Below are 14909 nucleotides of genomic sequence, written 5' to 3' on the forward strand. Positions count from 1 at the left end.
AGGGGGGGCCGGGGGAGGGGGCAAGCCCCCTCCCCCGGCCCCCCTCCAAGAAAAACCGGACGCGCAAAGCGCGTCCGGTTTTTCTTGGACCCGTTCGGAAAGGTCAGCCTTAAAGGGCCACGCGCTTGGGCTCGTCGCGACGTGCCGAGAGCTCTTCCGACACCAGGAAGGCCAGCTCCAAAGCCTGCGAGGCGTTCAAGCGCGGATCGCAAGCCGTGTGATAGCGGTCCGACAGATCCTCATCCGTCACCGCGCGCAGGCCGCCGGTGCATTCGGTCACATCCTTGCCGGTCATCTCGAAATGCACGCCGCCCGGGATCGTGCCCTCGGCGCCGTGGATGCCGAAGAACTCCCGCACTTCCCGAAGCACCGATTCAAACGGACGGGTCTTGTAGCCCGAGGCCGCCTTGATCGTGTTGCCATGCATCGGATCGCAGGACCAGAGCACATTGGCGCCCTCTTCCTGCACCGTCTTGATCAGCCGCGGCAGGTGATCGCCCACTTTCCCCGCGCCAAACCGCGCGATCAGCGTCAGACGCCCCGGCTCGTTCTGGGGATTCAGCTTGGCCATCAGGACCTTCAGATCCTCCGCCGTCGTCGTCGGGCCACATTTCAACCCGATCGGGTTCAAAACCCCCCGGCAGAACTCGACATGCGCGCCATCCGGCTGCCGCGTGCGGTCGCCGATCCAGATCATGTGACCCGAGCCCGCCACCGGCTGCCCGGTGATCGAATCGATCCGGCAGAGCGCCTCTTCATATTCCAAGAGAAGCGCCTCGTGGGAGGTGTAGAAATCCACCGTCGACAGCGAAGGCGCGGTTTCCGAGTTGATCCCGGCCGCATTCATGAAATCCAGCGCATCCGAGATGCGGTTGGACAGGGTGCGGTAACGCTCGGCCTTGTCATGCTCGGCAAAGCCCAGGGTCCAGGCATGGACCCGGTGGATATCGGCGAAACCGCCCGTCGAGAAGGCCCGCAACAGGTTCAAGGACGCCGCCGACTGCGTATAGGCCTGCAGCATCCGCTGCGGATCGGGGATCCGCGCCGCAGCGTTGAAGTCGAAGCCGTTGATGATGTCACCGCGGTAAGAGGGCAGCTCGACCCCGCCCACGACCTCGGTCCCCGCCGAACGCGGCTTGGCGAATTGCCCCGCCATGCGCCCCACCTTCACCACCGGCACCTTGGCGCCATAGGTCAGGACGACCGCCATCTGCAGCATGACGCGGAAGGTGTCGCGGATATTGTCGGCGCTGAACTCGGAGAACGACTCGGCGCAGTCACCGCCCTGCAAGAGGAAGGCGCGGCCCTCGGCCGCCGCCGCCAGCTGCTTCTTCAGCTTGCGCGCCTCACCGGCAAAGACCAGCGGAGGATAGATCGCAAGCTGCGCCTCGACGCCCTTCAAAGCGGCTTGATCCGGATAATCCGGCATCTGCACCCGCGGCTTCGCGCGCCAATCCGATTTCGTCCAGCCCTTGGTCATGGCTTCACCCTCACGTCAGAATCTTCACGCCTTCTAAGGAAATCCCGCCCCAAAGCAAAGGCCGAAAGCGCCGCTTCACCGCCATTTTGCCCCCCTTGTGCCGTGAGGGGAAAATCCTTTTCCTCCCCCCTTGCTCTTCGCGGCGAATCCTGTTTCCTTGTCCCAAATCCGACATGTCAGGTCGCGCAATGTCCACGGGCCCCCGCAAAGCCACCCAGACCTCGAAACCCGAGGCGCCCCGGCGCTTTGTCTTCCTGCTTCTGGACAAATTCACCATGCTGGCCTTTGCCAGCGCCATCGAACCCCTGCGCATCGCCAACCGGGTGATCGGCGAGCCCGCCTATACCTGGGCCCTGGCGGGCGAGGGCGGCGAGACCGCGACCTGTTCCAACGGCGCCTCCTTCAAGCTGGACATGGGGCTGGATGAGATCGAGCGCGACGACATTCTCCTGGTCTGCGGCGGGATCGACGTGGGCCGGGCCGCGACGCGCGGCGTCCTGAACTGGCTGCGGCGCGAGGCGCGGAGGGGCGTCACCATCGGAGGGCTTTGCACCGGGGCCTATGCGCTGGCCAAGGCCGGGCTTCTGGACGGCAAGAAGGCCACGATCCATTGGGAGAATCAGGACGGCTTCCTCGAGGAATTCGAAGAGGTCGATCTGACCAAGTCGGTCTTCGTCATGGATGGCAACCGCTGGACGACCGCCGGGGGGACCTCGTCCCTGGACCTCATGCTGAAGGTCATCGCCGCCGACCATGGCGAGGATGTCGCCAATACCGTGGCAGACCAGCTGATCTATTCGACGATCCGCACCGATCAGGACACCCAGCGGCTTTCCATCCCGACCCGGATCGGGGTGCGGCATCCCAAGCTCTCCCAGGTCATCCAGATGATGGAAGGCAATATCGAAGACCCGATGTCGCCCGCCGACCTGGCCGAGGAGGTCGGCATGTCCACCCGCCAGCTCGAGCGGCTGTTCTCCCGCTACCTGAACCGCAGCCCCAAGCGCTATTACATGGAGCTGCGGCTGCAAAAGGCGCGCAACCTCTTGATGCAGACCGATATGTCGGTGATCAACGTCGCCCTGGCCTGCGGTTTCGCCTCGCCCTCGCATTTCTCGAAATGCTACCGCAGCCATTACAACACGACGCCCTACCGCGAGCGGGGGACCCAAGGCAACCTGCCCCAGGCCCCGGCGGCGGGGCGGCTCTCGATCTAGGGAGGCCCCGGGTCAAGCCCGGGGCGCCCATGGCCTTGCGGATCACGCCTCGCAAACGCCAGGCTGCTCCGGGCTTGACCCGGAGCCTCGACCTGTCAGCGGCGCCTCAGAAGACGTTGACGCCCGACTTCGGATCGGGGCCGAAACGGTTCGGACCCGGGGTTCCGGGCAGACAGAAGATCACCAGCAGCGCGAGCGCGCCCACAAACGGCACAAAGCCGAGGAACAGCCACAGCGCCGACATGTCACGGTCATGCAGGCGCCGGGCAGCGACGGCCAGGCTGGGGATCATGTTCAACGTGCTGAAGGCATAGATCACCAGCATCGCGATGAAGACAAAGGCAAAGGCCCCCCCGCTCGGCCCGCCTGCCATCATGACCTCGGGCGTCATGGTCAGACCCATCACCGCGCCCATGACGGCATAGATCACGATGGCCACGAGGAACTGGAACAGGGCGAACCACCAGAACTCGGACCGCGCGGCGCGGCCGGGGAAAATGCTGGCGGAATAAACCGCCTTGACGGATTCGGTGAATGTCATGGAAACCTCCTGAAAACGGTCAGGAGAGACTGCGCCGGGGCCATCCGCCAGGCAACGCTTCCCGGTCGGTCAAGCCCTTGGCCGTGACGGGGCGTGGCCCAGGTGCAACAAGGCCCCCTTGCCTTTCTGGCTTGGCGATGCTCGGCCAGAGGGGCGACGCGGCAGGCGCCGCACCGAAACCTTACTGGCCGTCGTTGCAGAAGCTCATGGTGATCAGGCAGTTGGCCGTATAGCCCGAGCAATTGGCCAAAGCGGTCTCTTCGGCCTTGGCGGCGGAAGGATCGGCCGAGAAGCCCATGCCATAGCCATCCCCCACCGCGACCGCGCCGCAGGACGGAAACACCACGACCGCCGCGCAGTCGCCCACGCCGCATTGCGTCACCGCCTCGCCCGAGGCATCATCCTTGGAGGCAAAATTCCAGCCGCCGCCGACCTTGCCGGTCGAGGGCGAGAAGGCGATGGCGCCAAAGAGATCAGCGGCCGCCACCGGCATGGCCAGACCAAGGGTCAAGGCGGAAGCCAGAACAAGACCGAAGCGCTGCGACATGGTGGTCCTTTCGAAACCAGGTATCTGGTCTTGTAGGTGGGCATGGCGGGGCAGAAGGTCAAGTCCCGTCCACCGCCCCGCCCTGCCCTGTCACCGCCAAGTCACAGGGGGAGGGGCGCAGGCGGCCGCCCAAGCCCTCATCGTGTCGACACGTTGCCGACTTAACCCCCCTTTCCTTTTTGATCCGGCCCCTCTAGTCTGGCCGGCAGGATATAAATCCGACACGGGAGACAAGAATGAAGAAACTGCTGCTGGCCACTGCCGCCATTGCCCTGATCTCGGGCGCGGCGCGGGCCGAAGACGTCAAACTGGGGATCCTCTTCGGCTTCACCGGCCCGATCGAATCGCTGACCGGCCACATGAAGAATGCCGCGAACCTCGCGATCAAGGAAGTCAACGACTCGGGCAAGTCGGCCTATGCCTTCTCGTCCGTCGAAGGCGACAGCACCTGCGTCGACGCCGCCGCCGCCCAGACCGCCGCTGAGAAGATGGTGACCTCGGATGGCGTCAAGGGCATCATCGGGGGCGACTGCTCGGGCGTCACCGGCGCCGTCCTGCAAAACGTCGCGCGTCCGAATGGCATCGTGATGATCTCGCCCTCGGCGACCTCGCCTGCCCTCTCGACCGCCGAAGACGATGGCCTCTTCTTCCGCACCGCGCCCTCTGATGCGCGCGAAGGCGAAGTCATGGCCGATATCCTGATGGAAAAGGGCGTGAAGTCGATCGCCCTGACCTATTCGAACTCGGACTACGGCAAGGGCCTGGCGGAAGCCATCTCGACCGCCTTCACCGCCAAGGGCGGCACGGTCACGATCAACATTCCGCATGACGACACCAAGGCTGACCTCTCGGCCGAAGTGGCCTCGCTGGCTTCGGCCGGTGGCGACCTGCTGGTCGTCGCGGGCTACCTGGACCAGGGCGGCAAGGTCATCATCCAGACCGCGCTGGACACCGGCGCCTTCTCGACCTTCGGCCTGCCGGGCGGCATGGTGGGCGACAGCCTGCCCGCAGCCATCGGCGCGCCGCTGGACGGCTCCTATGGCCAGGTCGCGCAGTCCGACTCGGCTGGCGCTGCCGTGCTGACCGACATGGGCAAGGCCGCCGAGCCCGCTTTCGACGCGACCTCGCCCTATTCGATGGAATCCTATGACGCTGCCGCGCTGATCATGCTGGCCATGAACGCGGCCAAGTCGTCGGACCCGAAGGTCTACAAGGACAAGGTCCTGGAGATCGCCAATGGTCCGGCCGATGGTTCGGGCGTCAAGATCCTCCCGGGTGAGCTGGGCAAGGCGCTGGAGCTGATCGCTGCCGGCACCGCCATCGACTATGACGGCGCTTCGGGCGTGACGCTGATCGGGCCGGGCGAGTCGGCCGGGCGCTACAAGCAGTTCGAAGTCAAGGGCGGCAAGTTCGAAACCGTCCAGTTCCGCTGAACGCAGACAGCAACTGACATGGCCCGGGGTCTTTACGTCCCCGGGCCATTCTCATAAGCCGCAGAGCCCGCAAAGGGCCAAAAGGGCGAACAGGGGGAAACATGATCGTCGTCGAAGACCTTCACAGGCACTTCGGGGCCTTTCGCGCCGTCGATGGCGCGTCGCTGGAAATCAAGACCGGGTCGATCACCGGGTTGATCGGACCGAATGGCGCGGGCAAGACCACGCTCTTCAACGTCATCGCCGGGCGGCTGAAGCCGACCTCGGGCCGTGTGCTGATGGACGGCGAGGATATCTCGGGCCTCGAGCCGCACCAGCTGTTCGCCAAGGGCCTCTTGCGGACCTTCCAGATCGCCCATGAATTCGGGTCCATGACCGTGCGCGAGAACCTGATGATGGTGCCGGGCGGCCAATCGGGGGAAAGCCTGTGGAACGCCTGGTTCAACCGGGGCCGCGTCGCCCAGGAAGAGGCCGCGCTGCGGAAGAAGGCCGATGAGGTGCTGGAGTTCCTGACGATCTCACACATCGCCGATGAGAAGGCGGGCAATATCTCGGGCGGGCAGAAGAAGCTGGTGGAGCTCGGGCGGACCATGATGGTGGACGCCAAGATCGTCTTCCTGGACGAGGTCGGCGCGGGCGTGAACCGGACGCTCTTGAACACGATCGGCGATGCCATCGTGCGCCTGAACAAGGAGCGCGGCTATACCTTCTGCCTGATCGAGCATGACATGGATTTCATCCAGCGGCTTTGCGATCCGGTCATCGTCATGGCCGAGGGCAAGGTCCTGGCGCAAGGCACTGTTGCGGAAGTGAAATCCGACGAACGTGTGATCGAGGCCTATCTGGGCACCGGGCTCAAGAACAAGGTGGTGGCACATGGGTAAGCCCACTCCGGGCCTCGCCCCAATGCTGCTTGGCGTCTTGGCCGTGGCAGGGCTGCTGGCGGTCCCCGATACAGCCCTGGCCAAGGCCAACTGCTTCGCCGTGGACGGCTCGGTCCAGCTTTGCCCGGACACAGACGCCTGGGTCGGCAAATACGAGGCCAAGAGCGGGCACCTGATGCTGTATACTTGGGGCCTGGAGGTCGAGGTCTTCCGCTTTCTGCCGGTCGAGAACAAGACCAACATGGACCGCACCGACCATGCGCTTTACGTCATCGGCGCACAACGTGGCTGGCGCGGCGCGGCCCACCGGCTTTCCCCGAGGCAGGAGACACTTGCGCCCTTCCCGCCCGGAACCCGGTTCTATTCTCGCATCGACACGATTGCCGCCGTGCCCCTGGTTCAAAGTACCCTGGTCCTGCTGATGCGCCCGCTGGACGACCATTACGACCCGCCCCGAGACTGGGCGACCCTTGCCCCCCTGCTGTCCGACCTGCGCTTTGCCGGGGGCGAGGGGCTTCTTACCGACAAGGACACCACCGATGGCCAGTGAACCCTTCCTGATCGGGGATGCGATGACGGGCGGTTATGGCCCGGTCGATATCCTCCACCAATGCACCATCGCCGTCGAAAAGGGCCAGATCGCGGTGATCGTGGGCCCCAATGGCGCGGGCAAGTCCACCGCCATGAAGGCGGTCTTCGGCATGCTGAAACTGCGCGGCGGGGCCGTGCGGCTGAATGGCGAGGACATCACGAAGCTCTCCCCGCAAGACCGCGTCGCCAAGGGCATGGCCTTTGTCCCCCAGACCCACAACATCTTCACCACCATGACGGTGGAAGAGAACCTGGAAATGGGCGCCTTCCTGCGCCGCGATGACATCAAGACCACGATCGAGCAGGTCTACGAGCTCTTCCCGATCCTCAAGACCAAGCGCCGCCAGCCAGCCGGAGAGCTCTCGGGCGGCCAGCGCCAGCAGGTCGCCGTGGGCCGCGCCCTGATGACGCAGCCCTCGGTCCTGATGCTGGACGAGCCCACCGCGGGCGTCTCGCCCATCGTCATGGACGAGCTTTTCGACCGCATCATCGAGGTCGCCCGGACCGGCATCTCGATCCTGATGGTCGAACAGAACGCCCGCCAGGCGCTGAACATCGCCGACAAGGGCTATGTCCTCGTCCAAGGCCGCAATGCCTTCACCGACACCGGTGAGGCCCTGATGGCCAATCCCGATGTCCGCCGCACCTTCCTGGGAGGTTGAGATGAAGGCACTGATCCTTACCCTGGCCCTGACCTCGCCTGCCCTGGCCGAGATGCCCGAATTCACCCGCCTGGCCTGCGACTTCGACGCGGTCGAAGGCGTGGCCGATGCCCGCGCCATCGACGTGGTGCCGGACGGCACCAGCTTCCGCATCGCCGATGGGGCCGACAACCAGCCCGCCCTGATGGCCGATGGCGACCCCGAGAATGGGCTCTATGGCCTTGCCTGGATGGGCGAGGACGGGGCCAATGTGCTCCTCTCCTTCACCGACAGCGGTGAGGCCGAGCTTTCCCGCCACTTCCTGACCGGGGAAGAGGGTCTGATGTGGACGACCCAGATTGGCCGCTGTTCCAAGGAGGCCAACTGACATGGATTTCCTCAACGCCCTCGTGGCCCTTCTGAACTTCGTCGTGATCCCCGGCGCCTCCTACGGCGCGCAGCTCGCCATAGGGGCGCTGGGGGTCACGCTGATCTTCGGCATCCTGCGGTTTTCCAACTTCGCCTGGGGCGACACCATGGCCTTCGGGACCATGATCGTGATCCTCCTGACCTGGTGGTTCCAGTCGCTGGGCATCTCGATCGCCCCCCTGCCCACCGCGCTTCTGGCCCTGCCCTTCGGCATCCTCGCCACGGCAGCGCTGCTTCTGGTCACCGACCGCGCGGTCTATCGCTTTTACCGCAAGCAAAAGGCCAAGCCGATCATCCTGGTCATCGTCTCGGCCGGGGTCATGTTCATCATGAACGGCCTCGTCCGCCTGATCATCGGCGCCGAGGAGCAGAGCTTCGCCGACGGCGGCCGCTTCCTGATTTCCGCGGGCGATTTCAAGACCATGACCGGCCTGGCCGAGGGCCTGGCGATCAAGGGCTCGACCGCGATCACGCTGGTGACCGCACTGGTCACCATGGCGGCGCTCTTCTGGTTCCTGCAGAACACCCGCACCGGCAAGTCGATGCGGGCCTTCTCCGACAACGAGGACCTGGCGCTTCTGTCGGGCATCAACCCCGACCGCGTCGTCCAGGTCACCTGGGTCATCGCGGCGATCCTGGCCACCATCGCGGGCACGCTTTACGGCCTGGACAAGAGCTTCCGCCCCTTCATCTACTACCAACTCCTCTTGCCGATCTTTGCCGCGGCCGTCGTGGGCGGCCTCGGCTCGCCCTTGGGCGCGGTGGCGGGCGGCTTCATCGTGGCCTTCTCCGAGGTCGTGCTGACCTATGCCTGGAAAAAGGTCGTGATCTATGTCGTCCCCGAGGCCTGGGCGCCCGAAAGCCTGCTGCAACTGCTTGGCACAGACTACAAATTCGCGGTCAGCTTCTCGATCCTGATCATGGTGCTCCTCTTCATGCCCAACGGCATCTTCGGAAAGCGAGGCTGAGATGAAGACCCTTTACCTCTTCGGCGGCGTCGCCTTCCTTTATGTCCTGACCGGGCTTCTGCTGTCGTGGAACGTCTCGCTGTCGATCCTGGTGATCGGGCTTTTGTCCTCGATCACCGCCTTGGGCGTGAACATGCAATGGGGCTATGCCGGGCTCTTTTCCACCGGCATCGTGGGCTCGGTGGCGCTTGGGGGCCTGGCGGTTGTCTTCGTCTCGGGCCAACCCGTGCCCGAGGCCTTTGCGGCCCAGGGGGACGGCGTATTCCTCCTCTCGGCGGGCTGGCAGATCATTGCCTCCGTGGTCCTGGCGCTTTTGATCATCGCGGCGGCGGTGCGGCTTTGGGCCGCCATGGCCCCGGGGCGCAGGCGCAACCTGGCGATGACCGGGCTTCTGGTCGCAGGCTTCTTCCTTTACCGCGCGATCTTCGACCCGGCCGTCTCGGCGGTCGAAGCCTATGACCCCGCCACCCATGGCAATATCGGCGGGCTTGGCCTGCCCTCGCTCCTGGCCTGGCCGGTCGGCGCGCTTTTCGCCGCCGCCGCCGCCTGGGCCATCGGCAAGATCTGTCTTGGCCTGCGCGAGGATTACCTGGCCATCGCCACGCTCGGCATCGCGGAAATCATCATAACCGTCATGAAATCCGAGGACTGGATGTCGCGCGGGGTCAAGAACTTCGTCGGCCTGCCGCGCCCCTGGCCACTGCCCTACGAGGTCGATCTGCAGCAAAGCGCGGCCTTCCTCGACTTCTGCGCCAATTGGGGCTTCAGCCCGATCACCGCCTCGACCATCCTGGTCAAGCTGATCTATTGCGCGGTCTTCGCGCTGATCCTTGGCGTGCTGATCTGGCTGTTGGAACGCGCCGTCCATTCGCCCTGGGGCCGGATGATGCGGGCCATCCGCGACAACGAGGTCTCGGCCGCTGCCATGGGCAAGGATGTCAAGCGCCAGCACCTGATCATCTTCATCCTTGGCTCTGCCGTGGTGGGGATGACCGGGGCCATGTATGTCTCGATGCTGGGTCAACTGGTGCCCGGAGAGTTCAGCCCGCTGCGCTTTACCTTCCTCATCTGGATCATGGTGATCGTCGGCGGCTCGGGCAACAACTGGGGCTCGGTCCTGGGCGGGCTGCTGGTCGGCTGGCTTTGGCTGGTGGTCGACAATGCGGGTCCGGCCTTTGCCGATCTGATCACCAGGTCGATGGAGGATGGCGCCCTGAAGACGCATCTCAAGGATGTGGCGCCGCAGATGCGGCTTCTGACCCTGGGGGTGGCGCTGCTTCTGGTGTTGCGCTTTGCGCCAAAGGGGCTGATCCCCGAGAAGTGAAAAAGGGCCGGCCTCGTGGTCGGCCCTTTCCTTTCAGAACCCGAAGTCCGAAGGCGCAAGCTCTGAAACACTGACCCCCAGAAGCGTGACCGAGTTGAGCCCGACCATGGCCAGGGCGGCCGGACCCTGGTCGGTCAGGATGTTCAACAGCGTGATCTGGTTGAACGCCGTGACATCGGCAAAGCGGATGCGGTCGCCATCGGCGCGGCGGAAATCCTCGATCACGTCATCGGCAAAGGCCCCGGTGAAGAGGAAAGTGTCCACCCCGGCCCCGCCCCGCGCATAGTCATTGCCGCCGGTGAATTTCAGCGTGTCATTGCCCGCGCCGCCGTCGAACCAGTTATCAGCGGAGGAGTCCTGGAACGTGTCGCGCTGTCCCGTGCCGATCACCTTTTCCACGTTGCGCACGCGGTCGACATAGCCAAAGCCGTCGCGGATCGTATTGGCCCCAAGGTCGACACGGATGCCATCCGTCCCGCCCCATTCCGCATCCCTTGCGTAAGAGACCAGGTCTTGGCCCCCTCGCCCGTCGATCGTGTCCGCCCCTGCCCCGCCCTCGAACTGGTTGGCCGATGCATTGCCGCGCAGGATATCGGCGAGAAGCGTCCCCACCACATCCTCGAACCCCGAGATCGTGTCAGTCAGCCCATCCGGCCCCTTGGCCGTGCCCAAGAGCTGATCGACCGTGACGCCCTCCAGCATGGCCCAGGGGGTGAAGTTCCAGCCCTCGTAGCTCAGCGTATCGAAGCCCAGGCCCCCGGCATAGACATCCGCCCCGCCGCGATCCTGGATGAAGTCGTCGCCTCCAAGCCCGGCGACATTGTCATTGGCGGTCGTCGTGTCGATCTGATCCCCGCCGCTGGACCCCTGGACCACCGCCGCCGCGCGCGTCACCATGGCCCAGGAGCCGAAGGAATCCCCCCGCGCGAGCAAGGTCATGAAGGCCGGCAGCCGCAAGCCCAGGCCCGACACATCCAGAAGCGCGGCCCCTGCACCATCGGCATAGCTGATCCCGGTCAGAACTCCGCCCGTGATACGCACAGTGCCTGCATCCGGCCCGTCCTCGACCGTGTAAGAGGTCATGCCCGTCCAGCTGAGCGTCACTTTCGCCGCATGATGGGCCGGATCGAAGGCCCCCGTGGCCGCGTTCCACTCCAGCACCGCGCCGGTATCGGTCATGCTGGCGATCTGGTAATGTCCCAAAAGGTCATAACCATGAAACCCCCGATTGGCCTCGCCATATTTCATCAAAGACATGCTGCCCGCCTTGGTTAACAAATTCCCAAGCGCAACCTCTAGTTGAGCTTGGTAAAGGCAAGGTTAACCAGAACCGGGTGAGCCGCAGAATTCCCCGGCCAAAGCATCCCATCCGCGACGCCTGATGTCGCCTTCTGACGTGACTTTGCGACGGCCAAGGCGTTTTCTGGCGCCAATCCCGTTTCAAGAGGAACTCCCATGAAAACCCATACCCGCGTGGTGGTCATCGGCGGCGGCGTCGTCGGTTGCTCGGTGCTCTATCACCTGACCAAGCTTGGCTGGTCCGATGTCATGCTGATCGAGCGCTCGGAGCTGACCTCCGGCTCCACCTGGCATGCGGCGGGGGGCTTTCACACGATCAACGGCGACACCAACATGGCGGCGCTGCAGGGCTATACGATCCGGCTCTACAAAGAGCTGGAGGCGATCACCGGCATGTCCTGCGGGCTGCACCATGTGGGCGGGGTGACCTTGGCCGACAACGAGGCGCGGTTCGAGCAGCTCAAGGCCGAGCGCGCCAAGCACCGCTATATGGGGCTCGACACCGAGATCCTGACGCCGGCCGAGATCACCAAGCTGACCGATGGGCTGGTGGACGTGAAGGGCATCCTCGGCGGCCTTTACGACCCGCTGGACGGGCACCTCGACCCCTCGGGCACCACGCATGCCTATGCCAAGGCGGCCCGGATGGGCGGGGCCGAGATCGTCCTGCACAACCGCGTGCTGGAGACCAACCCGACCGCCGAGGGCTGGGAAGTCGTCACAGAAAAGGGCACGGTCTATTGTGAGCACCTGGTGAACGCGGGCGGCCTCTGGGCGCGCGAGATCGGCGCCATGGCCGGGGTGTATCTGCCCCTGCTCCCGATGGCGCACCAATACATCGTCACCGACGACATCCCCGAGATCATGGATATCCTGAAAGCGGGCCGCGAATTCCCCCATGTCATGGACCCGGGCGGCGAGTTCTACCTCCGCCAGGAGGGCCGCGGCATGTGCATCGGCTTCTACGAAAAGCCCTGCGAGCCCTGGGCCGTCGATGGCACGCCCTGGAATTTCGGCCATGAGCTTTTGAACGAGCAATTCGACAAGATCGAGGACTCCGTCAACTTCGCCTATCGCCGCATCCCGGTGCTGGAGCGGTCCGGCGTCAAGCGCGTGATCCACGGGCCCTTCACCTTTGCCCCCGATGGCAACCCGCTGATCGGCCCGGTCCCCGGCCTGAAGAACTACTGGAGCGCCTGCGCCGTCATGGCCGGTTTCTCCCAGGGCGGCGGCATGGGCCTCGCGCTGGCGCAGTGGATGATCCACGGCGAGGTCGAACGCGACCCGCGCGGCTTCGACGTGGCGCGTTTCGGCAACTGGACCTCGCCCGGCTATACCGTCCCCAAGGTCATCGAAAACTACCAGATGCGCTTCTCGGTCGGCTATCCGAACGAGGAACGCCCGGCCGCCCGCCCCTTCCGCACGACGCCCATGTACGAGGTCAACGAGCAGCTGAACGCCGTCTGGGGCCAGCAATATGGCCTCGAAGTGCCGAACTACTACGCGCTCCCCGGCGAACCCCGCTACGAGGAACCGACCTTCAAACGCTCCAATGCCTGGGAGGCGACGCGCCAAGAGGTCCTGGCCGTCCGCGAAGGCGTGGGCATCAACGAGGTGCAGAACTTCGGCAAATACCTGGTCAAGGGCCCGAATGCCCGCGCCTGGCTCGACCGGATCATGGCAGGCCGGATCCCCAAGCCCGGGCGGCTCTCGCTGACGCCCATGCTGGCCGAAAGCGGCAAGATCATCGGCGACTTCACCGTCTCCTGCCTCTCGGAGACCGAGTTCCAGCTGACGGCCAGCTACGGCGCGCAGGGCTGGCACTCGCGCTGGTTCGAGAGCCATGCAGAACCCGGCGTGAGCGTCGAAAACATCTCCGACGCCCGCTCCGGCTTCCAGATCGCAGGCCCCAAGGCGCGCGAGTTGCTGTCGCGGGTCACCCGGGCGGATGTCTCGGCCGAGGCCTTCAAGTTCATGGATGTCAAACGCCTGACCGTGGGCATGGCCAATTGCATCGTCCAGCGCGTCAGCTACACGGCCGACTTGGGCTATGAGATCTTCACCGATCACATGTCGGTCCGCCACCTCTGGGACGTTCTGAACGCCCATGGCAAGGACCTCGGCCTCCGCCCCTTCGGCATGCGCGCCATGATGAGCCTGCGTCTGGACAAGTGGTTCGGCTCCTGGGGCCGCGAGTTCTCGCCCGACTATACGCCTGCCGAGACGGGCCTGGACAAGTTCATCGCCTGGAACAAGCCCAGCGACTGGATCGGCAAGGCCGCAGCGCTCGCCGAAAAGGCCAAGGGGCCCAGCCGCAAGCTCGTCCCCCTGGTCGTCGATGCCGATGACGCCGATGTCGTGGCCTGGGAGCCCATTTGGCTGGACGGCGCGGTCGTGGGCTGGTGCACCTCCGGCGGCTTCAGCCACTGGACGGGCAAGAGCGTCGCCCAGGGCTTCATCCCGGCCGACCGTGTCGTCGATGGCCTGGAGGTCGAGGTCGAGATCCTCGGCCAGCGCCGCAAAGCCCGCGTCCACCTCGCCCCCCTCTGGGACGACCAGGGCCGCATGCGCGCCTGACGTGACCCGGGCGCGCCTCTGCAAGGGCGCGCCCAAGACCCGGGGTATAGCCCGGGCTACGCAACGGCGACAGAGCGCCCCGTCTTCGACGGCAGGTCTGGCCGAGACGTCCCCACCGCCGCGCCCCTTGCTCTTTCACCTTGGCCCAAATACTCCACGGGGGTCCGGGGGTGTGAAACCCCCGGCTTTGCAACGGGTCCGGGGGTGTGAAACCCCCGGCGGTGCCAGGAAAGACGACCATGGATATCCTGATCCCCGCCGCCGGACGCTCTTCCCGCATGAGAGGCGAGGACAAGCTTGCCCTTGAGATCGACGGCATCCCCCTCTTGCGCCGCACGGTCCTGACCGCCCAGGTGATGCGCATGGATATCATCGTGACGCTGCGGGTGAATGACCCGCGCCGGGCGCTGATCGCCGACCTGGACGTCGAGATCCGCGAGGTGCCCGATGCCGACGAGGGGCTTGCGGCCTCGCTGCGCAAGGGGGCCGAGGGGGCCGGGGCGCTCATGGTCCTGCCCGCCGACATGCCCGATATCACCAGGCATGACCTGATGACCATGCGGGCGCAGATGCATCTGCATGCGACCCGCATCCTGCGCGCCTGTGCTTCGGATGGCACGCCGGGGCACCCGGTGGCCTTTCCCGCTTTCCTGCGCCCTGAATTCCAGGCCCTGCGCGGCGATACGGGGGCGCGTCCGATCCTGCAGGCCCATGCCGAGCGCGTCCTGGATGTGCTTTTGCCCGGCCACCATGCCACGACCGATCTCGACACGCCCGAGGCCTGGGCCGCCTGGCGCGCGTCACAAAGCGGAGCGGGCTGAAGCCCGCAAGAGGTCATCTCGCCTCTGGCCCGTGCCGCGCCAACCGGCTCGGGAGATGGCTCCGGCGGGGATGTGTCCGAAAAGGCGAAAGCAGGGCGGCGCCTTGTGAAAGGTGCCACCCCCCAGTTTCGGGCCCCCGTGTTTCAGGCCCCGTCCT

General features: G+C 65.3%; 14 protein-coding genes. 10 read left to right on the top strand and 4 right to left on the bottom strand.

Features of this window, described 5'->3' with window-relative positions; all coding sequences use genetic code 11:
* Positions 1-109: 109 nt before the first annotated feature.
* Positions 110-1480 (bottom strand): class II 3-deoxy-7-phosphoheptulonate synthase, encoded by a 1371-nt coding sequence (locus GV832_RS19355; protein ID WP_168776531.1) that lies wholly within the window; start codon positions 1478-1480, stop codon positions 110-112.
* Between the two features lie 188 nt (positions 1481-1668).
* Here GV832_RS19355 and GV832_RS19360 point away from each other — a divergent pair, with 188 nt between their 5' ends.
* Complete coding sequence (locus GV832_RS19360) at positions 1669-2697, top strand: GlxA family transcriptional regulator (protein WP_168776532.1); 1029 nt, start codon at positions 1669-1671, stop codon at positions 2695-2697.
* Positions 2698-2803: 106 nt separating this feature from the next.
* On the opposite strand, the gene GV832_RS19365 is transcribed toward GV832_RS19360, so the two are convergent.
* Entirely contained in the window at positions 2804-3238 is a 435-nt protein-coding gene (locus GV832_RS19365; RefSeq protein ID WP_168776533.1) for a DUF805 domain-containing protein, read from the bottom strand.
* Positions 3239-3419: 181 nt separating this feature from the next.
* On the bottom strand, positions 3420-3785 hold the full coding sequence (locus GV832_RS19370) for a DUF4189 domain-containing protein (RefSeq protein WP_168776534.1): 366 nt from the start codon (positions 3783-3785) through the stop codon (positions 3420-3422).
* Between the two features lie 236 nt (positions 3786-4021).
* Here GV832_RS19370 and GV832_RS19375 point away from each other — a divergent pair, with 236 nt between their 5' ends.
* The 7 genes from GV832_RS19375 (at position 4022) to GV832_RS19405 (ending at position 10055) form a co-directional block, all read left to right on the top strand.
* The gene (locus GV832_RS19375) at positions 4022-5218 is read left to right on the top strand and encodes an ABC transporter substrate-binding protein (RefSeq protein WP_168776535.1); all 1197 of its coding nucleotides are present in this window, start codon (positions 4022-4024) and stop codon (positions 5216-5218) included.
* 101 nt (positions 5219-5319) lie between these two features.
* A complete protein-coding gene (locus GV832_RS19380; RefSeq protein WP_168776536.1) occupies positions 5320-6102 on the top strand; it encodes an ABC transporter ATP-binding protein in 783 nt (260 codons plus the stop codon).
* Positions 6095-6652, top strand: coding sequence for a hypothetical protein (locus tag GV832_RS19385; RefSeq protein WP_168776537.1), 558 nt, complete (start codon positions 6095-6097; stop codon positions 6650-6652). The genes GV832_RS19380 and GV832_RS19385 overlap by 8 nt, the downstream gene beginning before the upstream one ends.
* Complete coding sequence (locus GV832_RS19390) at positions 6642-7355, top strand: ABC transporter ATP-binding protein (RefSeq protein ID WP_168776538.1); 714 nt, start codon at positions 6642-6644, stop codon at positions 7353-7355. Before GV832_RS19385 ends, GV832_RS19390 begins: the two co-directional genes overlap by 11 nt.
* 1 nt (position 7356) lies before the next feature.
* On the top strand, positions 7357-7722 hold the full coding sequence (locus GV832_RS19395) for a hypothetical protein (RefSeq protein ID WP_168776539.1): 366 nt from the start codon (positions 7357-7359) through the stop codon (positions 7720-7722).
* Position 7723: 1 nt separating this feature from the next.
* The gene (locus tag GV832_RS19400) at positions 7724-8731 is read left to right on the top strand and encodes a branched-chain amino acid ABC transporter permease (protein ID WP_168776540.1); all 1008 of its coding nucleotides are present in this window, start codon (positions 7724-7726) and stop codon (positions 8729-8731) included.
* Between the two features lies 1 nt (position 8732).
* The gene (locus tag GV832_RS19405; RefSeq protein WP_168776541.1) at positions 8733-10055 is read left to right on the top strand and encodes a branched-chain amino acid ABC transporter permease; all 1323 of its coding nucleotides are present in this window, start codon (positions 8733-8735) and stop codon (positions 10053-10055) included.
* A 33-nt stretch (positions 10056-10088) separates the two neighbouring features.
* Here the strand turns inward: GV832_RS19405 and GV832_RS19410 are convergent, their stop codons facing one another.
* On the bottom strand, positions 10089-11312 hold the full coding sequence (locus GV832_RS19410; protein ID WP_168776542.1) for a calcium-binding protein: 1224 nt from the start codon (positions 11310-11312) through the stop codon (positions 10089-10091).
* Positions 11313-11510: 198 nt separating this feature from the next.
* On the opposite strand from GV832_RS19410, the gene GV832_RS19415 reads away from it, so the two are divergent.
* Together GV832_RS19415 and GV832_RS19420 are read left to right on the top strand one after the other, a co-directional pair.
* Positions 11511-13931 (top strand): GcvT family protein, encoded by a 2421-nt coding sequence (locus GV832_RS19415; RefSeq protein ID WP_168776543.1) that lies wholly within the window; start codon positions 11511-11513, stop codon positions 13929-13931.
* A 239-nt stretch (positions 13932-14170) separates the two neighbouring features.
* Positions 14171-14752, top strand: coding sequence for a nucleotidyltransferase family protein (locus tag GV832_RS19420; protein ID WP_168776544.1), 582 nt, complete (start codon positions 14171-14173; stop codon positions 14750-14752).
* Positions 14753-14909: the final 157 nt, after the last annotated feature.

Source organism: Stagnihabitans tardus (assembly GCF_009925085.1).
GTDB lineage: Bacteria > Pseudomonadota > Alphaproteobacteria > Rhodobacterales > Rhodobacteraceae > Stagnihabitans > Stagnihabitans tardus.